Origin of the sequence: Rhizobium esperanzae, from assembly GCF_002204185.1 — a bacterium.
Lineage (GTDB): Bacteria > Pseudomonadota > Alphaproteobacteria > Rhizobiales > Rhizobiaceae > Rhizobium > Rhizobium esperanzae.
Map to the genome: position 1 here is coordinate 1 of NZ_MXPU01000028.1, position 21,114 is coordinate 21,114.

The window sequence follows — 21,114 nt, forward strand, 5'->3', positions numbered from 1 at the left end:
CAATCTACAAGCGGCGAAAGGAGACGGTCGAACGCTCCTTCGCGGATGCCAAACAGCTTCACGGACATCGCTATGCCCGCTTCCGAAGTCAAATCCGCGTCGCATGCCAGTGCCTGCTGGCAGCCGCAGCGCAGAACATCAAGAAGATCGCGATGGCCCTCACAACGGCACCAAAACCAACGCCCGCATGAGGCGATGACGCCTCCGAAAGCCCGCCATCGCAAGTCGTTCAAGCCACCAATATCAATACAAAACAAAACCCCGCCAAAAAATGACGGGGTTTGTCAGCAGCCTGAGGGGCCGGAAAATCGGCCCCTTTCATTCTAAACAGGATCTGTCTGGCCTCAGAACACGAATGGAACGAGCCGGTAACGGGTCGTAGCCATGAAGGCAGCGTAAACAGGATCCTCCCTGAGCAGGCGCTCTTCCGCAAGAAGGCGTAGACACTGTGCCGCAAGTGCCGTGGCATAAATGGCAAAATTCCAAAAGCTCGGATGGGCCAGGAAGAAGCCGACATGCGTCAGCAGATAACCTGCGTACATCGGATGGCGGATCAACCTGTAGGGCCCGCCGATCTTCACGCCGCGATTTGCCGGCACCAGGCCGAAGCTTCGCCGCAGTACCAGCTTTGCCGATATCTGCAGCAGGAAACCGAGCAACATTGCCAGAAAACAGAACCAGAGCGGTGCGAGCGGCAGCACTGCCGAAGGCGTGACCAGCAGCGGGAAGAGCGTCCCGACCGCGGTGACCGCCCAGTCGAAGAGGCGCAAAGATGCGTTCCGAGTCGGCCGGCGCGTCAGGATCAGAAAGGCGGCGGCTCCTTCCGAAATCAACAGCAGACAGTCGATGACCGCCCGATCGTCCTGCATCTGGGGCACGACGCGCATGACGATCGCAACGAAGAGATAGCCCAAGAGCACCTTCTCGATAATGTCGAGAATGAAATATGGATCGAGGAATGACCAGCTTGCCGCCTCTTTCTTTTCCATCATCCCCAAGACTTCCGCAGCTATGAAATTGTACCGTCTTATGTATTCGGCAAAACTAATAATGGGTTAAACCACCGCCCGACATCTCGCAGTTCGAGCGCATCGCCCGATGAGCCGAATCGTTTTTCGCATGGTTCGCTCGATGCGCTATGCTCTGCCGATCCTTTGCAGAAATGGCAGCGATCATGGCCACGGGCTGGTCACAGGCTGATCAAGGGATACGGAAATTATCGCTCGGCGAGCGTTTCCCTGAAAGGGATGGTGCGGTCGAGAAGACTCGAACTTCCACGGGTTGCCCCACAGCGACCTCAACGCTGCGCGTCTACCAATTCCGCCACGACCGCATCGTGGTAGGTGCCGATTTGCGTCGGCGGGGCAGCATGTAGCAAAAGCATTTGGGGTGCACAAGGGCGATATCACAGTTTTTTTGAAAACCTCTCACGGCATTTGAATTGGCCGGAAAACGGGTCCATATAGGTCTCCTGCCGCCCTATATCGTCAGGCATTTCGGACAGGCGGCAAGGAATGGCCATGCTTCGCACCGATCTCGAATTCTCGATGCTCCCGAAACTCGGCACTCGGCCGGTGCGCTGGCGTATCGCCGATGGACTCATTGCCTATGAGGCGGCGGTGGAGACGATGGAGCGCGAGGTGGCGGCGATCGGAGAAGGCGGCGACGAACTTGTCTGGCTCGTCGAGCATCCGCCGCTCTATACCGCCGGCACCAGCGCCAATGCGGGCGACCTCGTCCAGCCGGATCGCTTTCCGGTCTTTGCGACGGGACGTGGCGGTGAATATACCTATCACGGACCCGGTCAGCGCGTCGCCTATGTCATGCTCGACCTGAAGCGCAGGCGCCAGGACGTACGCGCCTTTGTCGCCGCTCTCGAGGAGGTCGTCATCCGCACGCTCGACATGATGAACGTGCGCGGCGAGCGGCGCGAGGATCGCGTCGGCGTCTGGGTCCGCCGCCCGGAAAAGCCGTTGCTGCCGGACGGCACGATGGCTGAAGACAAGATTGCCGCCCTCGGCATCCGGCTGCGTAAATGGGTGACCTTCCACGGCCTGTCGCTCAACGTCGATCCCGATCTCGATCATTTCAGCGGCATCGTGCCCTGCGGGATATCGGCCTATGGCGTCACCAGCCTCGTCGATCTCGGCCTTCCCGTCATGATAGCGGATGTCGACATCCGGCTGCGCGCCGCGTTCGAGACGGTTTTCGGTGAAACGGCGAATGATCTCTGACTGCTTGAGCGGTTTCACGGGCTTGATTTGCCCGGCTTTCCCGTGATTGATGGACGCCGTTCCCACAAGAATCGGCAGCCATGTCAAAGCCCCATCAAGATTCCCTGCAGGGCATGGCCATCATGTCCGGCGCTATGTTCATCCTGCCGATCATGGATGCCATCGCCAAATACATGGCGACCTTTGAATCGATGTCGCCGGGTCAGGTCACCTTCTACCGCTTCTTCTTCCAGATCGCCTGCACCCTGCCGATTCTCTTTGTCGTTTTTGGACGCAAGGCGCTTTCCGCCAAGCGGCCGTGGATGAATCTGCTGCGCGGCGTACTGCATGGGGCGGCGAGCCTGCTATTTTTCGTCGCCGTCAAATATATGCCGCTTGCCGATGTCTTCGCCATCTATTTCGTCGAGCCCTTCATGTTGACCGCCATGTCGGCCCTGTTCCTCGGAGAGAAGGTCGGCTGGCGGCGCTGGATGGCGATCGTCGTCGGTTTCGGCGGCGCGATGATCGTCATCCAGCCGAGTTACGAGATTTTCGGCCTGAAGGCGCTGCTGCCGGTAGCTTGCGCCTTTCTCTTCTCGCTCTATCTTTTCCTCAATCGCGCGATCGGCGAGGCTGATTCACCGCTCACCATGCAGACGATGGCCGGCATCGGCGGAACGATCTTCATGGCGGCCGCCCTGCTCGTCGGCAGCAGCGCCGGCAATGGGGATTTCGCCATTTCCCTGCCCTCCTCCGGCCTCGGCCTTGCGCTGCTTGTCGCCCTCGGCTCGATCTCGGGGTATGCGCATATGTTGGTGGTGCGGGCTTTCCGGCTTGCACCACTGTCGCTGCTTGCCCCGTTTCAATATTTCGAGATCATCTCGGCCACCGTGCTCGGCTATGCGCTGTTCAATGATTTCCCGAATTTCTCCAAATGGATCGGCATTTTAATCATCGTCACATCCGGCCTCTTCATCATCTGGCGCGAGCGGCTGCAGGCACAGTCGCTAAAATCGTCCTGATATCCGCAACAGCGGGTTAACTCCTCTTCTTGAGGGATCGTCAATTCGCAGCCGCTAAAACGGTTTCCGGCTTCATGATGAAGCCTGGAGTTAAAACATGAGCGAATTCCGTCTCGCTTTTCCGGCCTGCGTCGTGGCCGGCAAGCATCGGCTGACGGCCGAAGATATCGTGCTGCTGCGCAAACATGCTTTCCCCGAGGGGATCCGGACGTCTCAGGATGTCGTCGCAATGTTGGCGCTCAACAATTCCTGTCCCGAAAAATGTGCCGAGTGGAACGCTTTCTTCGTGGAGCAGATCGCCGGTTTCATCGTCCATTACACCTATCCACAGGGCTCGCTTGACGAAATCAACGTTGCCTGGATCATGCGCATGTTCACGACCGACGGCGTCGTCAACTCGGCGCTGGAGCTCGAGCTCATTCTCCACGTCATGGAGATTTCGGCCGATGTGCCGGGTGAATTGAGAGCGCTTGCCCTCGACCAGCTTCGGCTGGCGATCACCGACGGCATCGGCGGCTACAAGCTGTCGCGCGCTGTCGACCGCAAGAACATCACACGCCAGGACGTCGATTTTGCGATGCGCATCTTCAGAAGCATCGCCGCAGGCGGCGTCATCGCCGTATCGCCGGCTGAATATGGTGTCCTCCATCAGATCGAGCAGGCAACGCTGCCGGGCGCCAACCATCCTCACTGGGCTGGGATCATGGCTGCCGTCACCCTGCGCGATCGACCGGAACCGCGGCGCAGCCGCTGGCTGCGCATCGTCGACGAGGAATCCGTCGCGGAAGCCGCCGTCGCCTGACACTCGGCGGCGCAATTCACGTCTCCCGCCTGCCGGCTCCAAGCCCGATTGTGCGTTCCGGTGTTTTATGCGTAAAACTCCGGGACGCATTTCTGGGTGGAGTCTCGATGTTCAAGAAAATCCTGATCGCGAATCGCGGCGAGATCGCCTGCCGCGTGATCAAGACGGCGCGCCGCATGGGCATTTCGACCGTTGCGGTCTATTCGGATGCGGATCGGGATGCGCTGCATGTCGAAATGGCCGACGAGGCCGTCCATATCGGCCCCGCCGCAGCGTCGGAAAGCTATCTGGTTGCCGAAAAGATCATCGCCGCCTGCAAGGCGACCGGCGCCGAGGCGGTGCATCCTGGTTACGGATTTCTCTCCGAGCGCGCCTCTTTCTGCGCCGAGCTGGAAAAGCAGGGCATCGTTTTCATCGGCCCGAAGCCGAAGGCCATCATGGCGATGGGCGACAAGATCGAATCGAAGAAGTTCGCCAATGCGGCCGGCGTCTCCACCGTGCCGGGCCATCTCGGTGTCATCGAGGATGCCGCGCATGCGGAAACGATCGCCGGCGGGATTGGCTATCCGGTCATGATCAAGGCGTCTGCCGGCGGCGGCGGCAAGGGCATGCGCATTGCCTGGAACGAGGCCGAGGTGCGCGACGGCTTCGAGCGCGCCCGCTCCGAGGCGAAGAGCTCCTTCGGCGACGACCGCGTCTTCATCGAGAAATTCGTCGTTGAGCCGCGCCATATCGAGATCCAGGTGCTGGCCGATGCGCATGGCAACGTCGTCTATCTCGGCGAGCGGGAATGCTCGATCCAGCGTCGGAACCAGAAAGTGGCGGAAGAGGCACCCTCACCTTTCCTCGATGAAAAAACTCGCGAGGCCATGGGCGAACAATCGGTGGCGCTGGCGAAGGCCGTCGACTACCAGAGCGCCGGCACGGTCGAATTCATCGTCGACCGCGACCGCAATTTCTACTTCCTAGAAATGAACACCCGCCTGCAGGTCGAGCATCCCGTGACCGAACTCGTCACCGGCATTGATCTCGTCGAACAGATGATCCGCATCGCCGCGGGAGAGCCGCTGAGCTTCAGCCAGGAGGCTATCAGGCTCAATGGCTGGGCGATCGAAAGCCGGCTTTATGCCGAAGATCCATACCGCAACTTCCTGCCTTCGATCGGCCGCCTAACGCGCTACCGCCCGCCGGCGGAAGGCAGGACCGGCAACATTGTCGTTCGCAACGATACCGGCGTTTTCGAGGGCGCCGAGATTTCGATGTATTACGATCCGATGATCGCCAAGCTCTGCACCTGGGCGCCGACGCGCAGTGAAGCGATCGAGGCCATGGGCCAGGCCCTGGACGGCTTCGTCGTCGACGGCATCGAGCACAATGTTCCCTTCCTGTCGGCGCTGATGAAACATCCGCGCTGGCGCGAGGGCCGGCTGTCGACCGGCTTTATTGCCGAGGAATATCCTGACGGTTTCGCGCCGATGAAGCCGGACCGGCAGGAGGAAGCCACGCTTGCCGCAATCGCGCTGTCTGCCTCGCTCATCGAAGCGAACCGCCGCGAACGTTTCGCCGATCGCCTGCGCGCCGCATCGGCCACGCTGCGGGAGCATTGGGTGGTCAAAACAGCTGGGAACTACGTCGCTGTCAGATTGCTCGATGGCCTCGTCACCATTCCTTTCGATATGGAGATGGAGATCGAGGGCGAAAGCCGGAGCGTTGTCACCGATTGGAGACCGGGTGATCCGGTCTGGAGCGGCAGGGTCGGCGACCAGGATATTGCCGCGCAGATCCGTCCCGTCCTCAACGGCCTGCGCGTCGATTGGCAGGGACTGTCGGTGACCGCCAAGGTCTTTTCGCCGCGCCATGCGGAACTCGACAGGCTGATGCCGGTGAAGCTGCCGCCGGATACCTCCAGGCTCCTGCTCTGCCCGATGCCCGGCCTCGTCGTGTCCATCGCGGTCGCCGAGGGTCAGGAGGTCAAGGCCGGTGAGACGCTTGCAATCATCGAGGCGATGAAGATGGAAAACGTCTTGCGCGCCGACCGCGATCTCGTCGTCTCGAAGATCAATGCCGCCGCCGGCGAAAGCCTGGCCGTCGACGCTGTCATCATGGAATTCGCTTGAGCCCGGCTCGCCGGCCATGTCAAGCTTGGCCGATACAAGCAGTTGGGAACCGACAGGTCAGTAGGAGATAGGAAGATGGACGTTCGCGCCGCCGTAGCCGTTCAGGCCGGAAAACCGCTTGAAGTGATGACCGTGCAGCTGGAAGGGCCGAATGCCGGCGAAGTGCTGGTGGAGGTCAAGGCGACCGGCATCTGCCACACCGACGATTTCACCCTGTCGGGAGCAGATCCGGAAGGCCTGTTCCCGGCCATTCTCGGCCATGAGGGCGCCGGCATCGTCGTCGATGTCGGTCCGGGTGTGACCTCGGTCAAGAAGGGCGACCACGTCATTCCGCTTTATACGCCCGAATGCCGCGAATGTTATTCCTGCACGTCGCGCAAGACCAATCTCTGCACCGCCATCCGCGCCACCCAGGGTCAGGGCGTGATGCCGGACGGCACCTCGCGCTTTTCGATCGGCAAGGACAAGATCCATCACTATATGGGCTGCTCGACCTTTGCCAATTACACGGTGCTGCCGGAGATCGCGCTGGCCAAGATCAATCCCGACGCCCCCTTCGACAAGGTCTGCTACATCGGCTGCGGCGTCACCACAGGCATCGGCGCGGTGATCAACACCGCCAAGGTCGAGATCGGTTCGACGGCGATCGTCTTCGGGCTCGGCGGCATCGGCCTGAACGTGCTGCAGGGCCTGCGGCTTGCCGGCGCCGACATGATCATCGGCGTCGATATCAACCCGGATCGCAAGGCCTGGGGCGAGAAGTTCGGCATGACGCATTTCGTCAATCCGAAGGAGGTCGGCGACGACATCGTGCCCTATCTGGTCAACATGACCAAGCGGAATGGCGACCTGATCGGCGGCGCCGATTACACCTTCGACTGCACCGGCAACACCAAGGTGATGCGCCAGGCGCTGGAAGCTTCGCATCGCGGCTGGGGCAAATCGGTCATCATCGGCGTGGCCGGCGCCGGCCAGGAAATCTCGACGCGGCCGTTCCAGCTGGTGACCGGCCGCAACTGGATGGGCACCGCCTTCGGCGGCGCCCGCGGCCGCACCGATGTGCCGAAGATCGTCGACTGGTACATGCAGGGCAAGATCCAGATCGATCCGATGATCACCCACACCATGCCGCTCGAAGACATCAACAAGGGCTTCGAGCTGATGCACAAGGGCGAGAGCATCCGTGGCGTGGTGGTCTACTGATGGCGGCAGCCAACTACCAAGTCGATCTCAGGCATTTCGATGAGCTCCCCGCGCGGGAGCTCTACGATCTCCTTCGAATGCGCGTCGATGTCTTCGTCGTCGAGCAGAACTGTCCCTATCCGGAACTCGACGGCAAGGACATCGATGCCGTGCATCTTAGACTGTTGGAGGGCGGTGACCTCCTGGCGGCGGTGCGGATCCTGAAACCGCATGAGCCGCAGGACCCGTCAAAGATCGGCCGCGTCGTCGTCTCGCCTGCCCATCGCGGCAAACGTCTGGGCGATGCATTGATGCGCGAATCAATCGCCGCCTGTGAGCGGCTTTATCCGGCAAATCCGATCGCCTTGTCGGCGCAGGCCCATCTGCGCCGCTTCTACGAATCCTTCGGTTTTGTCGGGACGTCGCAGGAATATCTGGAAGACGGCATTCCCCATATCGATATGGTCAGACAGCCGGCCAGTCAGCCGGTATGAGGACACTGCCATGATCTATGTCGACGCCGATGCCTGCCCGGTGAAGCCGGAAGTTCTGAAGGTTGCCGAACGCCACGGCCTCGAGGTCACCTTCGTCGCCAATTCCGGCCTGCGCCCGTCCCGCGATCCGATGGTCCACAACGTCATCGTTTCCAACGCTTTCGATGCCGCCGACAACTGGATCGCCGAGCGCGCCGGCACGGGCGACGTCGTCGTTACTGCCGACGTGCCGCTCGCCGTGCGCTGCGTCGCGACTGGCGCCTTCGTCAGTGGTCCGACCGGACGTGTCTTCGACGAGACCAATATCGGCATGGCGAGCGCCATGCGCGATCTCGGTGCGCATTTGCGGGAAACCGGGGAAAGCAAAGGTTATAATGCCGCCTTCAGCCCGAAGGACCGCTCGCGTTTTCTCGAGACGTTCGATCGCCTCTGTCGCCGCGCCAAGAACCTTTCCGGTGAGGCCGGTGGCAGGTCATAGGGCCGGCAAGAAACGGGTGGCATGGCCGCCATGCCGATTCTTATCTTGAAGCCGGCCGCTTCCTCACGCATATAGATTCCATCGCAGACGACTGCGGCATCCCAAGGATGCAACCGTCGCGGGGACGGCCTCGCTCTTGAATACGGAGAGGCGTATGGCCTGGTTTCTGCTTTTTCTCGCTGGTCTTTTCGAATGTGGCTGGGCGATCGGCCTTAAATACACCGAGGGTTTCACGCGGCCGCTGCCGACGACGCTGACCGTCATTTCCATGGTGGTGAGCGTCGTGCTGCTCGGCTTGGCAGTGAAGCACCTCCCGATCGGCACCGCCTATGCGGTCTGGACCGGCATCGGCACGGTCGGCACCGTGCTCCTCGGTATCTGGCTGCTCGGCGATCAGGCAAGCGTCTCCCGCCTTGCCTGCATCATGCTGATCGTCGGCGGCATCGCCGGTCTCAAGCTGACAGCCTGAAATAAGTTTGAGGGGCGTCGTCGACGCCCCTCTGCAATCGCTCAAGCTGCCTTGCGGTTGTCGACGGAGAAAGCGCCGGCACCCGAGAAGAACAGGTAGAGGAAGACGAAGCAGAACAGAATTGCCGCGTCGCCCTGGTTGAGGGCCGGGAAGAAGCTTTTCGGCGCATGCGCCATGAAATAGGCGACCGCCATTTCGCCGGCCAGCAGGAAGGCCACGGGCCGCGTCAGCAGGCCAATGAGAATAAGGAGCCCGCCGACAAGCTCCAGAAGAGCCGCGAAAAGCATCAGCGGCGGCAGCGAGCCCGCCATCTGTTCAGCCGGGAAAGCGAAAAGCTTCATGGTGCCGTGCTCGATAAACAGCAGCGCGGTGATGATTCTGAGAGCGGCCAGCCCATAGGGGCGATAGGCGGAAAGACGCTCGAAAGTTGACATTAAACCTCTCCATTAAAGAAATTGCAGCCGAGCGTTAGCCCGTCCCCGGCCCTGATTGAACACACGGATCGCTGACGGCCGTTCACTTTTTCGACAGCAAGCAACACGCGGCCAAATGTCAGAGCGGGATGTTGTCGTGTTTCTTCCAGGGATTGGCGAGATCCTTGTTGCGCAGCATCTTCAGTCCGCGCGCCAGCCGCCGCCGGGTCGAATGCGGCATGATCACCTCGTCGATATAACCGCGCTCTGCAGCGACGAAGGGCGAGAGGAACCTGTCCTCGTACATTTTCGTATGGGCGGCGATCTTCTCCGGATCGGCAATATCCTTGCGGAAGATGATCTCGACCGCGCCCTTGGCGCCCATCACCGCGATCTGCGCCGTCGGCCAGGCATAGTTCAGGTCGCCCCGCAGATGTTTTGACGCCATCACGTCGTAGGCGCCACCAAAGGCTTTCCTGGTGATGACGGTGAGCTTCGGCACCGTCGCCTCGGCATAGGCGAAGAGCAGCTTGGCGCCATGCTTGATCAGGCCGCCATATTCCTGCGCCGTACCCGGCAGAAATCCCGGCACGTCGACGAAGGTGACGATCGGAATGTTGAAGCAGTCGCAGAAGCGCACGAAGCGCGCCGCTTTGCGCGAGGCGTCGCTGTCGAGCACGCCGGCCAGCACCATCGGCTGGTTGGCGACGAAACCGACGGTGGAGCCTTCGACGCGGCCGAAGCCGCAGACAATGTTTTTGGCAAAGCTCTCCTGGATCTCGAAGAAATCCCCCTCGTCCGCCACCTTCCGGATGAGTTCCTTGATATCGTAGGGCTTGTTGGCGCTCGCCGGCACCAGGGTGTCGAGCGACGCATCGGTCTCGGTCACCGACTGGTAACATTCGATCTCCGGCAACGGCGAAGTGTTCGAAAGCGGCAGGAAATCGATCAGCCGGCGCACCTGCAACAGCGTATCGACATCATTCTCATAGGCGCCGTCGGCAATCGACGAGCGCACCGTATGCACCACGGCGCCGCCGAGCTCTTCGGCCGTCACCGTCTCGTTGGTCACAGTTTTCACCACGTCGGGGCCGGTGACGAACATGTAGGAGGTATCGCGCACCATGAAGATGAAATCGGTCATGGCAGGCGAATAGACGTCACCACCGGCACAGGGACCCATGATCACCGATATCTGCGGGATGACGCCGGAGGCCAGCACGTTGCGCTGGAAGACTTCGGCGTAGCCACCGAGGGCCGCCACACCTTCCTGGATTCGGGCGCCGCCGGCATCGTAGATGCCGACGATCGGCGCGCGGTTCTTCAGCGCCATGTCCTGCACCTTCATGATCTTCTCCGCATGCGCTTCCGAAAGCGAGCCACCGAAGACGGTGAAGTCCTTGGCGAAGACGAAGACCGTGCGGCCGTTGACCGTGCCCCACCCGGTGACGACGCCGTCGCCGGCGATACGGCTCTTATCCATGCCGAAATCGGTGGAGCGGTGCTCCACGAACATGTCGAACTCTTCGAAGGAGCCCTCGTCGAGAAAGAGGTCGATGCGCTCACGCGCCGTCAGCTTGCCGCGCTTGTGCTGAGCATCGATGCGCTCCTTCCCGCCGCCGAGGCGGGCGATGCCGCGGCGGCGTTCCAGTTCCTCGAGAATTTCCTTCATGCGATCTCTCCTCGCCGCTCTCGCGGTCGAATGCGCTAGCGGTTGCGTCCGCTAAGTGAGAAAACCGAGCGAATCCGCGCAGCGACGTCCTCGGCCATGATGTCGTCGGCAAGTTTCGGATCGGCGGCGATACTGGTTACGTCGAAGGCGCTGACGGCGATCACCGAGCCATCCTCGACCGAAGCCGCGTCGACGCTGATTTTGGCGACGTTGCGGTCCTTTTGGAAACCGAGTCCCTTTTGAATCGAAACCACGCGAATTGTCAGCACCACCCGCGGCAGCACGGTGTCGCGCATCGTTGCATTGATCGCGGCATTGACGCGGTCGTTGATTCCGGCAAGCAACTCGGCCGGGATGTTCGGGCCGGAGAGAACGACGGCGCTGCGCACATCATAGAGCGGCGCCTTCGGCTTGTTGGCCGAGAGGCTGCCGCAGGCCGTCAGCGCAATACAGACGAGCACGGTCCGGCAAAAACACGACCTCAGCCAATCCATCGCAAAATCCCGCACCACCCCGTTGGAGTCGCAGATTTCGCCATAATGTCTGAGAAGGCAATATGTTTCAGGCGCTTAGGGCGAAAAAAACATCCGCTGCCGCCTTGAACTCGGCAAAGCGCTTGGCTCTTCGCTCCTCGGCTTCTTCGTCGCGCCCCCAATGCTCGATCGTCCAGTCTTCGTCGAGATGAGCAAGCGACCACGCCTCCCCCACCGTCACCCGGCCCTCGGCCAAGGCAACCGCCAGGATCGCCGAGCCGGTCAGCGTCGTGACCGTATGGAGGGCGGCGAGCGCCATCGGACTCTGATGCCGCGCCAGCGTCACGGCAAAGGCCGCGGTCGCCTCACGCGGCTGTTCGTGATGCATCACCCCCTCGACGAGAATGAAACGGGCGCCGAGATCGCTGGCCGCCCAGTCGATAATCGGGTCCCAACGTTGCCTCTGGCGCTCGACCAGCAGCTCCGGCCCGTCAGCGCGGTAGCAGATGAGGTCGCTCGAGGAAAAGCGGAGAATATCTTCGAAGATCGCCTGCGTATTGGTTGCCACGCCGTCGAGCGCAGTGTTGACCAGCCGGGTCACCGGCATGGTGGTCGGATCGATTTCCTCGCCCTGCTCCCGCCATTCGGCGGCGACAAGCCGTGCGAGCGCCTCTGTGGGAACGGCAAGAACCTGCCGTGCCGGCGTGCGCACCGACTTGCCGTCGAGCGTGATCGCGAAGCTGCCCTCGTCCTCGCTGACCGCCACGTCGGTATAGAAACGCTTCGGCAGCGGCTTCTTCATCTGGATCTGGGCCCGGCGGATGGGATCGGGATGGCTCAGGCCCTCGGAAAGATCGTTCAGCAGATCGCGCATGGGCTCACCTCAGGAAAAATGGCGCAATATCTCGTTCGGATGGTAGGCGATCGCATCGGCGCCGTTGGCGATCAGCTCATCCACGCTGGCATAGCCCCAGGCAACACCGATCGCCTTGGCGCCGGCAGCCTTTGCCATCTGCATATCGTAAACCGCATCGCCAATGACAATGGTATCGGCGGCATTCATCCCGGTTTCGTCGCAACATTCCGTCACCATGGCCGGATGCGGCTTGGAGGGGCAGTCGTCGGCGGTGCGCGCAACGATAAAATGCTTGTCGAAGCCGTGCGTCTCCATCACCAGCTTCAGCCCGCGCCGCGATTTGCCGGTCACCGCCCCGATCAGCAGATCCTCGCGGCCGCTGATCGCGTCGATCATCTCGCGGATGCCGGCAAACAGCGGCTCTCTGTGGTCGAGATCCCTACGCACGATCGTAAACAGCGATTTGTAATGCGCCGTTATGTCGATGTCTTCCTGCTCGACATGCGGCCTGCCCTGCATGCGGGCGATAGCGATATCCAGCGACAGGCCGATAATGGCCTTGGTGTCGACAAATCGAGGCTCCGCCTTGCCGAACTTCTCGAAAGTGCGGCGCATGGTTTCGTGGATGAGCCCGGCACTGTCGACCAACGTGCCGTCGCAATCAAAGAGCGCAAGTTTCATGCTTCGTCGTCCAGGATAGGGGCCGAATTTTCATCGAAGCCGAGCAGGTTCCAGCTCTGCACCATGTGCGGCGGCAAAGGCGCGGTGACGCGCAGCCGGCCGCCCGAGGGATGCGGAATGTCGATATGGCGGGCGTGGAGATGCAGCCGCTTCTGGATACCGCCGGGAAAATCCCAGTTCGGATCGTCGTCGAAATATTTGGGATCGCCGATGATCGGATGGCCGATGTGCAAGGCATGGACACGAAGCTGGTGGGTGCGCCCCGTATAGGGCTCCATCTCCAGCCAGGCGAGACGTTGCGCCGCCGTCTCGACGATGCGGTAGTAGGACACGGCATGATCGGCGCCCTCTTCGCCATGCTTGGCGATGCGCATGCGGTCGCCGTCGGCCGTCGGCTCCTTGACGAGCCAGGTCGAAATCTTGTCCTCACGCTTGCGCGGCACCCCTTTCACCAGAGACCAATAGGTCTTCTTCGTATCGCGCTCGCGGAAGGCGGCCGTCAGCTTCTGTGCCGCACCCCGGGTGCGGGCGATGACGAGCACGCCTGACGTGTCGCGGTCGAGGCGATGGACGAGGCGCGGCTTCTCGCCCTTCGGGCTGGTCCAGGCATCGAGCATCTGGTCGATATGTCTGGCGACGCCGGAGCCGCCCTGCACGGCAAGGCCGGGCGGCTTGTTGAGGACGATCACCTTTTCGTCCTCATGCAGCACCATGCGCGACAGGAGTTCGAAATCGCTGGAATGCTTGAGATCCTTGCCGGCGATCGGACCGGATTTCAGCTTTGCATCGACGTCGAGCGGCGGCACGCGCACCGTCTGGCCGGGCTGCACGCGTGCATCCGATTTCACGCGTCCGCCGTCGACGCGTATCTGGCCGGAGCGCAGCAGCTTCTGCAGCGGACCGAAGCCGAGCCCGGGAAAATGCACCTTGAACCAGCGATCGAGCCGCATGCCCGCCTCGTCGAGTTCAACCTTGATATGTTCTATGCCAGCCATGAATAGTCTTTCGGAAATTGCAGCGCGGGCCAAGCCGGCGTTCTGGCCGCAGCCTTAGAGCATTTTCATGCAAAACGGAAATCGGAATCAGACCAAAGCACGCATGATAGCGAGGCCCGCGAACACTGCCGCCATCGAAAGGCCGACGCTGGCTGCTATGTAGATGCCGCCGGCGACCGTCTCGCCGCGTTCGAAGAGCGAGATGGCGTCGAGCGAGAAAGCCGAGAAGGTGGTGAAGCCGCCGAGAAAACCGGTGATCAGCAGCAGGCGCAGTTCCACCGATGCGTTGAACTTCCGCGCGACCAGTTCGGCGAAGACACCGATGGCGAAACAGCCGACGACATTGACGGCGAGAGTCCCCCAGGGAAAGGCCGGCCCCATCAGCCTCAGCGCCCATTGGCCGACAAAATATCTGAGGACGGAACCGATGGCGCCGCCGACGGCGACGAGGAGAGCCTGGATCATGGGCGGGATATCCGAGTTTGAGACGCATCCGAACGTGACGGACTAAAATTCTTTCAATTCAGTAAAATGCCAGCGACTTTCTTATGCCGGCGCCAAGATCCTGTCGATACTGTGCCGGCATGACCCAGCTCCTGTCCATTTCGGCAAGCACCGCCGCCATTGCCCTGGAAACGCTGAGAATACCGCAGCGCGTCGCCACGAGCACCGCCGCCCGCGATGCGCGCCGTCTCGCCGACCGGCAGTCGAAGGTCGAAGGCACCGAGGGAATCGACGATCCCGCCAGCATCATCCAGTCGACCGAAGTGGCGCTCGATCTGATGGAGAAGGGCAATCGCCAGCCGCAGGCCGGCCTCAAGCAGGCGCTGCAGTCCTACGAAGACGTCTAAGAAAACCGCCTTTCCAGCGAAAAGCCCGCGTCGCGGGCTTTTCTGTCTTAACCGGCCTGTACTCACTTGCCTTGCGCCGAAAGTACCTGCAACACCAAGTCAATCTTGCCGGCTTTCTCGAAGCTCAGCGTCACCGGCACCGTATCGCCCTGCTTGAACGGGGTCTTCACCTTCTGGAACATCAGATGCAGGTTGCCGGGCTCGAGCTTTAGGGTCTCGCCCGCGGCAATGGCGACGCCATCCTTCAGCTGGCGCATCCGCATGACATTGTCCTTCGTCGCCATCTCGTGAATCTGAACCTCGCCGGCCACCGGGGAAGACACCGATACCAGGCGATCATCCGTCTTGCCGTTGTTCTTCACCGTGAAAAAGCCGCCGCCGACCGGCTGGCCGGGCAGCATCGCCTTGGCGAAGGCGCCGGAGATTTCAAGGTCGCCGGCCTTGACCGTTTCTCCGGCCTGCGCCCCAGCCGCCATGGCGGACATGTCCATGCCGGCTTTGCCGGTCGTGTCCATGCCGGGCATGCTCATCCCAGCCATGTCATCATGGTCGTGGCCATGATCTTCGCCGGCAACCACTTTCAGCAGCGGCGCCGGACTTTTCAGCTCATGCGCATCGCCGCCGGCCGTTGCTACCTGATCCCAGGCCGTGACCACATCGCCGCACAGCTGCGTCACCGGAAAGGCGAGCGAGCTGCCGGCTTCGACGCCCGAAACCTTCCCCTGGATGACGAAGGTATCGTAGAAATCATCAGAAAGATTGCCGTTCTTCCAGCGGATCTCGATGGCGCCTGCCTTCACCTTGTCGCCATGATTGTCGTAGGTCTTCTGGTAGTCGCCCTTGATCACTTCGAGCTCCCAGCCAGCCTTTGGCTGCGGTTTGGCGAAGACGAAACCTTCCGGCAGTTTCACCCGCACTTCCGTGGTCGCCTTGCCATCGCAGCCATGCGGCACCTGCAGCGTGGCGAGAATCGTGGTGTCCAGCGGCACCTCGCGGTCGAGGAAGCTGACATGCGCCTCGGCGCCGGCGAAGGCGGTTGCGGAAAGAAGCGCGGCAAGCGCGAAAGTCTTGATTGTTTTCATCGGATATCTCCTCGCCGGCCGCGATCTTCTTTTGGGCGAACCGGCATTCTGCATCTTAGTTTGCGGAGGCAGATCAGATGAGGGAAGGAGGCGCACGCGAATTTGCCCGGCTGACGGCGCTGACGCCGGCAACGGCTGCGGCCTCGATCGGGGCATTGACGAGCGAGGCGAGCTTGCGCTCGAGCCACGAACACGCATCCGGTGTCGGCAGAATCACCGAGGCAGACAGCCGGCAGGCTTCGCAATTCGGCTTGAAACCGACAGTCTTGCCTTCGGCCTCCTTCACGGTGACGCAGAGCGAGGCAAAGGTGCCATCCGGCAGCATGTAGGCCGCGGCATCATAACCATCGGAAGCGATAGCCTGCGGCGCTTGATGGGCGAATCCGAGCAAAAGCAGGCCCAAGGCGCAAAGCATGCGCAGGAAGAGCGTCGCTTTCAGTCCTGTCCGCCGCATGAGATCCCCTTCAACAGCATGTCGCGATAGCCGTTTTCCCAGCCGAATGCAAAAGCAGATTTGCCGCAGATCGCGCCCTCCCCTGACTATGGCGACAAAAATTTGTCAGGTCACGACATTTGGCCTTGCCAAGCGCTGCGCCCGCCGGATAATTGCGGCCAACCCTGTTGGGAGAATCCGGTGCTTGTGCCACCGGTGCCGAAGGAGCAACCGCCCCGGAAACTCTCAGGCCAAAGGACCAGCAAGGGGGCAGACGGAACTCTGGAGAGAAGCGTTCTCGAAACGCTCGCCGAAGGGATAACAATCTCAGGCAAAGGGACAGAGGGGGCTCAGGAGAGAAGCGCGCAGCCGCGCCTTCAGATTTGAGCCCGCGCCTTAGCAAAAGGCGCAAACCCCGGAGGCGTCGTTTGGACGATACTGCTGCCCTGAAGAAAACCCCGCTGCATGCCCTGCATCTCCAGCTCGGCGCCCGCATGCTGCCGTTTGCGGGTTACGACATGCCGGTGCAATATCCGGCGGGCGTCATGAAGGAACATCTTCATACCCGCGCCGAGGCTGGCCTCTTCGACGTCTCCCACATGGGCCAGGTCATCGTGAAGGCGAAGTCGGGCAGCTACGAGGATGCGGCGTTGGCGCTCGAAAGCCTGGTGCCTGTCGATATTCTCGGGCTCCCGGAAGGCCGCCAGCGCTACGGCTTCTTCACCGACGATACCGGCGGCATTCTCGACGATCTGATGATCACCCATCTCGATGATCACCTTTTCGTCGTCGTCAACGCGTCCTGCAAGGAGGCCGATCTCGCCCATCTGCAGGCCCATATCGCCGACCAGTGCGACATCACCCCTTTGAACCGCGCGCTGATCGCGCTGCAGGGACCGCGTGCGGTCGAGGTTCTCGCCGAACTCTGGGCCGACGTCGCGGCGATGAAATTCATGGATGTGCGCCACTGCCGCCTGCATGACGTTTCCTGCCTTGTCTCACGCTCCGGCTATAGCGGCGAGGACGGCTTCGAAATCTCGGTCCCAGCTGACAAGGCCGAAGATGTCGCGATGCGGTTGCTTGAACATCCGGACGTCCAGGCGATCGGCCTCGGCGCCCGTGACTCCCTGCGACTGGAAGCCGGCCTCTGCCTTTATGGCAACGACATCGATACCACCACCTCGCCGGTCGAGGCTGCACTCGAATGGGCGATCCAGAAGGCGCGCCGCGCCGGCGGCGCACGCGCCGGCGGTTTTCCGGGCTCCGGCCGCATCCTCTCCGAACTCGAAAACGGCGCCGCCCGCCGCCGTGTCGGCCTGAAGCCGAAAGGCAAGGCGCCGGTGCGCGGCCATGCCAGGCTTTATGCCGATGCCGAGGGCCAGACCGAAATCGGCGAAGTCACCTCGGGCGGCTTCGGCCCCAGCGTCGAAGGTCCCGTCGCCATGGGCTATCTGCCGGTCTCGCATGCGGCGGCAGGCACCCAGGTCTATGCCGAAGTGCGCGGCAAGTTCCTGCCCGTCGTTGTCTCCGCCCTGCCCTTCGTGACGCCGACCTACAAACGCTGAAACCCTGTTTTCCGAAAGGATTTTTCCATGCTGAAATTTACCGCTGAACATGAATGGCTCGAACTCGACGGCGATGTCGCAACCGTCGGCATCACCACCTACGCCGTCGAACAGCTCGGCGATCTCGTCTTCGTCGAACTGCCCGAAGTCGGCAAGAGCTTTGCGAAGAACGACGATGCGGCAACCGTCGAATCCGTCAAGGCAGCCTCAGAGGTCTATTGTCCGCTCGACGGCGAGATCACCGCGGTCAACGAAGCGATCGTTGCCGATCCCTCGCTCATCAACTCCGATCCTCAAGGCGCCGGCTGGTTCTTCAAGCTCAAGCTCAAGAACCCCGCCGATGCCGACGGCCTGCTCGACGAGGCCGCCTACAAGGAGCTCACCGCGTAATGACGACGCCGACCGAATTCCAGTTCACCGACTATCAGCCCTACGATTTCGCCAATCGCCGTCACATCGGCCCCTCGCCGGCCGAAATGACCGACATGCTGAAGGTGATCGGCTATAGCAGCCTCGACGGCTTGATCGACGCGACGCTGCCGTCCGCCATCCGTCAGCAGGCGCCGCTCGTCTGGGGCGCGCCGATGACCGAGCGTGAGGCGCTCGACAAGCTGCGCGAGACGGCCAACAAGAACAAGGTGCTGGTTTCGCTGATCGGCCAGGGTTACTACGGCACAATCACGCCGCCGGTCATCCAGCGCAACATCCTGGAAAATCCTGCTTGGTATACAGCCTATACGCCCTATCAGCCCGAGATCAGCCAGGGCCGTCTCGAGGCGCTCCTGAACTACCAGACGATGGTCTGCGACTTGACCGGCCTCGATGTCGCCAACGCCTCGCTGCTCGACGAGGCGACCGCCGCCGCCGAAGGGATGGCGATGGCCGAGCGCGTCTCCAAGTCGAAGGCGAAGGCCTTCTTCGTCGATGCCGACTGCCATCCGCAGACCATCGCCCTCATCCGCACCCGCGCCGAGCCGCTCGGCTGGCAGGTCATCGTCGGCAATCCCTTCACCGATCTCGATCCCGTCGACGTCTTCGGGGCGATCTTCCAGTATCCCGGCACCCATGGTCACGTGCATGATTTCACTGGCCTGATCGCACGCCTGCACCAGGCCGGCGCCATCGCTGTGGTCGCGGCCGATATCCTGGCGCTGACGCTCTTGAAATCGCCCGGCGAAATGGGCGCCGATATCGCCATCGGCTCCTCGCAGCGCTTCGGCGTTCCCGTCGGCTACGGCGGTCCGCATGCCGCCTATATGGCGGTCAAGGACGCCATTAAGCGTTCCATGCCCGGCCGCCTCGTGGGTGTGTCCGTCGATGCCCGCGGCAACCGCGCCTACCGCTTATCGCTGCAGACCCGCGAGCAGCATATCCGCCGCGAAAAGGCGACATCGAACATCTGCACTGCCCAGGTACTGCTCGCCGTCATGGCCTCGATGTACGCCGTCTTCCACGGTCCGAAGGGCATCAAGGCGATCGCCCAGCAGGTGCACCAGAAAGCCGTGCTGATGGCCAAGGGCCTGGAAAAGCTCGGCTACAAGGTGGAGCCCGAAAGCTTCTTCGACACGATCACCGTCGATGTCGGCCACATGCAGGGCCTGATCCTGCGCGCCGCCGTCGCCGAGGGCGTCAATCTGCGCAAGGTCGGCGAAACCGGAATCGGCATCAGCCTCGACGAGCGCACGCGCCCCGCGACGCTCGAAGCCGTCTGGCGCGCCTTCGGCGGCAATTTCAAGATCGCCGATTTCGAGCCGTCCTACCGCCTGCCGAAGGGCCTGCTCAGGACCAGCGAGTATCTCACTCATCCGATCTTCCACATGAACCGGGCCGAAAGCGAAATGACGCGCTACATCCGCCGGCTGTCCGATCGCGACCTCGCGCTCGATCGTGCGATGATCCCGCTCGGCTCCTGCACGATGAAGCTCAATGCCACGGCGGAAATGCTGCCGATCACCTGGCCGGAATTTTCCGATATCCATCCCTTCGTGCCGGCAGACCAGGCGCTCGGCTACCGCGAGATGCTTGATGATCTCACCGAAAAACTCTGCGCGGTCACCGGCTACGACGCCTTCTCGATGCAGCCTAATTCCGGCGCGCAAGGCGAATATGCGGGCCTATTGACGATCCGCAACTATCACATCGCCAATGGCGAAGGCCATCGCGACGTCTGCCTGATCCCGACTTCGGCACACGGCACCAACCCTGCCTCAGCGCAGATGGCCGGCATGAAGGTCGTCGTCATCAAGGTGCGCGAAAACGGCGACATCGACATGGAGGATTTCCGCGCCAAGGCCGAGGAGCACGCGGCCAATCTCTCCTGCTGCATGATCACCTATCCCTCGACGCACGGCGTGTTCGAAGAGACGGTCAAGCAAATCTGCGAACTGGTGCATCAGCACGGCGGCCAGGTCTATCTCGACGGCGCCAACATGAACGCCATGGTCGGCCTGTCACGCCCCGGTGACATCGGCTCCGACGTTTCCCACCTCAACCTGCACAAGACCTTCTGCATCCCGCACGGCGGCGGCGGCCCCGGCATGGGCCCGATCGGCGTCAAGGCGCATCTGGCGCCGCACCTGCCGGGCCACCCGGAGACCGACGGCCGGCCGGGTGCCGTTTCGGCCGCAGCCTTCGGCTCGGCGTCGATCCTGCCGATCTCCTGGAGCTATTGCCTGATGATGGGTGGCGAAGGTCTGACGCAGGCGACCAAGGTGGCGATCCTCAACGCCAACTATATCGCCGCCCGGCTGAAGGGCGCTTACGATGTGCTCTACAAGTCGAAAACCGGCCGTGTCGCGCATGAATGCATCATCGACACCCGCCCGCTGGTCGACAGTTCAGGCGTGACCGTCGACGACGTCGCCAAGCGCCTGATCGACTGCGGCTTCCATGCGCCGACCATGAGTTGGCCGGTCGCCGGCACGCTGATGATCGAGCCGACGGAAAGCGAGACCAAGGCCGAGCTCGACCGCTTCTGCGAGGCGATGCTGGCGATCCGCGAGGAAGCCCGTGCCATCGAGGACGGCCGCATGGACAAGGCCAACAACCCGCTGAAGAACGCCCCGCACACGGTGGAAGACCTCGTCGGCGAATGGGATCGGCCTTACAGCCGGGAACAGGCCTGCTTCCCGCCCGGCGCCTTCCGCGTCGACAAATACTGGTCCCCGGTCAACCGCGTCGACAATGTCTACGGTGACCGCAACCTGATCTGCACCTGCCCGCCGGTGGAAAGCTACGCAGAGGCTGCGGAATAACAGCAATTGCACAGGCCCTCCCGCGCCGTTCGGGAGGGCTAACACGCCGCCTTGCGCAGGTT

General features: G+C 61.9%; 23 protein-coding genes, 1 tRNA gene and 2 riboswitches. Of the genes, 13 read left to right on the forward strand and 11 right to left on the reverse strand.

Going from position 1 to position 21,114, the window contains the following annotated elements:
* Window positions 1–191, forward strand: a 191-nt coding sequence (locus B5E41_RS28185; protein ID WP_176439443.1) for a transposase, incomplete at its 5' end; no start/stop codon positions are given.
* 153 nt (window positions 192–344) lie between these two features.
* Here the strand turns inward: B5E41_RS28185 and B5E41_RS28190 are convergent.
* The gene (locus B5E41_RS28190; RefSeq protein WP_088397006.1) at window positions 345–989 is read right to left on the reverse strand and encodes a methyltransferase family protein; all 645 of its coding nucleotides are present in this window, start codon (window positions 987–989) and stop codon (window positions 345–347) included.
* 259 nt (window positions 990–1,248) lie between these two features.
* Window positions 1,249–1,333 (reverse strand) — tRNA-Leu (locus tag B5E41_RS28195).
* A 181-nt stretch (window positions 1,334–1,514) separates the two neighbouring features.
* Between B5E41_RS28195 and lipB the strand changes: the two genes are divergently transcribed.
* The 8 genes from lipB to sugE all read left to right on the forward strand — a co-directional run bounded on the left by lipB (window position 1,515) and on the right by sugE (window position 8,777).
* Window positions 1,515–2,234 carry a lipoyl(octanoyl) transferase LipB gene (gene lipB, locus B5E41_RS28200; RefSeq protein WP_088396974.1) on the forward strand — a complete coding sequence of 240 codons (720 nt, stop codon included), beginning with the start codon at window positions 1,515–1,517 and terminating at the stop codon, window positions 2,232–2,234.
* Window positions 2,235–2,314: 80 nt separating this feature from the next.
* Window positions 2,315–3,235, forward strand: a complete 921-nt coding sequence (locus tag B5E41_RS28205) for a DMT family transporter (RefSeq protein ID WP_088396975.1) — start codon at window positions 2,315–2,317, stop codon at window positions 3,233–3,235.
* 97 nt (window positions 3,236–3,332) lie between these two features.
* A complete protein-coding gene (locus B5E41_RS28210; protein ID WP_064802771.1) occupies window positions 3,333–4,037 on the forward strand; it encodes a hypothetical protein in 705 nt (234 codons plus the stop codon).
* Window positions 4,038–4,144: 107 nt separating this feature from the next.
* Window positions 4,145–6,154 carry an acetyl-CoA carboxylase biotin carboxylase subunit gene (locus tag B5E41_RS28215; RefSeq protein ID WP_088396976.1) on the forward strand — a complete coding sequence of 670 codons (2,010 nt, stop codon included), beginning with the start codon at window positions 4,145–4,147 and terminating at the stop codon, window positions 6,152–6,154.
* Between the two features lie 75 nt (window positions 6,155–6,229).
* A complete protein-coding gene (locus tag B5E41_RS28220; RefSeq protein WP_088396977.1) occupies window positions 6,230–7,357 on the forward strand; it encodes an S-(hydroxymethyl)glutathione dehydrogenase/class III alcohol dehydrogenase in 1,128 nt (375 codons plus the stop codon).
* Window positions 7,357–7,830 carry a GNAT family N-acetyltransferase gene (locus B5E41_RS28225; RefSeq protein ID WP_088396978.1) on the forward strand — a complete coding sequence of 158 codons (474 nt, stop codon included), beginning with the start codon at window positions 7,357–7,359 and terminating at the stop codon, window positions 7,828–7,830. The genes B5E41_RS28220 and B5E41_RS28225 overlap by 1 nt, the downstream gene beginning before the upstream one ends.
* 10 nt (window positions 7,831–7,840) lie before the next feature.
* Window positions 7,841–8,308, forward strand: coding sequence for a YaiI/YqxD family protein (locus B5E41_RS28230; RefSeq protein WP_064802779.1), 468 nt, complete (start codon window positions 7,841–7,843; stop codon window positions 8,306–8,308).
* A gap of 154 nt (window positions 8,309–8,462) precedes the next feature.
* On the forward strand, window positions 8,463–8,777 hold the full coding sequence (gene sugE, locus B5E41_RS28235; protein WP_064802781.1) for a quaternary ammonium compound efflux SMR transporter SugE: 315 nt from the start codon (window positions 8,463–8,465) through the stop codon (window positions 8,775–8,777).
* A gap of 41 nt (window positions 8,778–8,818) precedes the next feature.
* On the opposite strand, the gene B5E41_RS28240 is transcribed toward sugE, so the two are convergent.
* The 7 genes from B5E41_RS28240 to crcB form a co-directional block, all read right to left on the reverse strand.
* Window positions 8,819–9,211, reverse strand: coding sequence for a DoxX family protein (locus B5E41_RS28240; protein ID WP_064802783.1), 393 nt, complete (start codon window positions 9,209–9,211; stop codon window positions 8,819–8,821).
* Between the two features lie 118 nt (window positions 9,212–9,329).
* Complete coding sequence (locus B5E41_RS28245) at window positions 9,330–10,862, reverse strand: acyl-CoA carboxylase subunit beta (protein ID WP_085859574.1); 1,533 nt, start codon at window positions 10,860–10,862, stop codon at window positions 9,330–9,332.
* A 35-nt stretch (window positions 10,863–10,897) separates the two neighbouring features.
* A complete protein-coding gene (locus B5E41_RS28250; RefSeq protein WP_088396979.1) occupies window positions 10,898–11,356 on the reverse strand; it encodes a calponin homology domain-containing protein in 459 nt (152 codons plus the stop codon).
* 67 nt (window positions 11,357–11,423) lie between these two features.
* On the reverse strand, window positions 11,424–12,209 hold the full coding sequence (locus tag B5E41_RS28255; RefSeq protein ID WP_088396980.1) for an ATP12 family chaperone protein: 786 nt from the start codon (window positions 12,207–12,209) through the stop codon (window positions 11,424–11,426).
* Between the two features lie 9 nt (window positions 12,210–12,218).
* Complete coding sequence (locus B5E41_RS28260) at window positions 12,219–12,872, reverse strand: HAD-IA family hydrolase (RefSeq protein WP_088396981.1); 654 nt, start codon at window positions 12,870–12,872, stop codon at window positions 12,219–12,221.
* Complete coding sequence (locus B5E41_RS28265; RefSeq protein ID WP_088396982.1) at window positions 12,869–13,867, reverse strand: RluA family pseudouridine synthase; 999 nt, start codon at window positions 13,865–13,867, stop codon at window positions 12,869–12,871. Before B5E41_RS28265 ends, B5E41_RS28260 begins: the two co-directional genes overlap by 4 nt.
* Before the next feature lie 87 nt (window positions 13,868–13,954).
* On the reverse strand, window positions 13,955–14,332 hold the full coding sequence (gene crcB / locus B5E41_RS28270) for a fluoride efflux transporter CrcB (protein WP_088396983.1): 378 nt from the start codon (window positions 14,330–14,332) through the stop codon (window positions 13,955–13,957).
* Between the two features lie 119 nt (window positions 14,333–14,451).
* On the opposite strand from crcB, the gene B5E41_RS28275 reads away from it, so the two are divergent.
* Window positions 14,452–14,718: a hypothetical protein gene (locus B5E41_RS28275; protein WP_088396984.1), complete on the forward strand. Its 267-nt coding sequence runs from the start codon at window positions 14,452–14,454 to the stop codon at window positions 14,716–14,718.
* 62 nt (window positions 14,719–14,780) lie between these two features.
* On the opposite strand, the gene B5E41_RS28280 is transcribed toward B5E41_RS28275, so the two are convergent.
* Both B5E41_RS28280 and B5E41_RS28285 read right to left on the reverse strand, forming a co-directional pair.
* The gene (locus B5E41_RS28280) at window positions 14,781–15,800 is read right to left on the reverse strand and encodes a copper chaperone PCu(A)C domain-containing protein (protein ID WP_088396985.1); all 1,020 of its coding nucleotides are present in this window, start codon (window positions 15,798–15,800) and stop codon (window positions 14,781–14,783) included.
* A 73-nt stretch (window positions 15,801–15,873) separates the two neighbouring features.
* Complete coding sequence (locus B5E41_RS28285) at window positions 15,874–16,254, reverse strand: hypothetical protein (protein WP_064802801.1); 381 nt, start codon at window positions 16,252–16,254, stop codon at window positions 15,874–15,876.
* A 158-nt stretch (window positions 16,255–16,412) separates the two neighbouring features.
* Window positions 16,413–16,505: riboswitch (glycine riboswitch) on the forward strand.
* Window positions 16,506–16,586, forward strand: a riboswitch (glycine riboswitch).
* A gap of 75 nt (window positions 16,587–16,661) precedes the next feature.
* On the opposite strand from B5E41_RS28285, the gene gcvT reads away from it, so the two are divergent.
* The 3 genes from gcvT to gcvP are packed head-to-tail and all read left to right on the forward strand — an operon-like array spanning window position 16,662 to window position 21,052.
* On the forward strand, window positions 16,662–17,798 hold the full coding sequence (gcvT, locus tag B5E41_RS28290) for a glycine cleavage system aminomethyltransferase GcvT (protein WP_088396986.1): 1,137 nt from the start codon (window positions 16,662–16,664) through the stop codon (window positions 17,796–17,798).
* A 27-nt stretch (window positions 17,799–17,825) separates the two neighbouring features.
* Window positions 17,826–18,188 (forward strand): glycine cleavage system protein GcvH, encoded by a 363-nt coding sequence (gene gcvH, locus B5E41_RS28295; protein ID WP_064802805.1) that lies wholly within the window; start codon window positions 17,826–17,828, stop codon window positions 18,186–18,188.
* Window positions 18,188–21,052: an aminomethyl-transferring glycine dehydrogenase gene (gene gcvP / locus B5E41_RS28300; protein ID WP_088396987.1), complete on the forward strand. Its 2,865-nt coding sequence runs from the start codon at window positions 18,188–18,190 to the stop codon at window positions 21,050–21,052. The genes gcvH and gcvP overlap by 1 nt, the downstream gene beginning before the upstream one ends.
* Window positions 21,053–21,114: the final 62 nt, after the last annotated feature.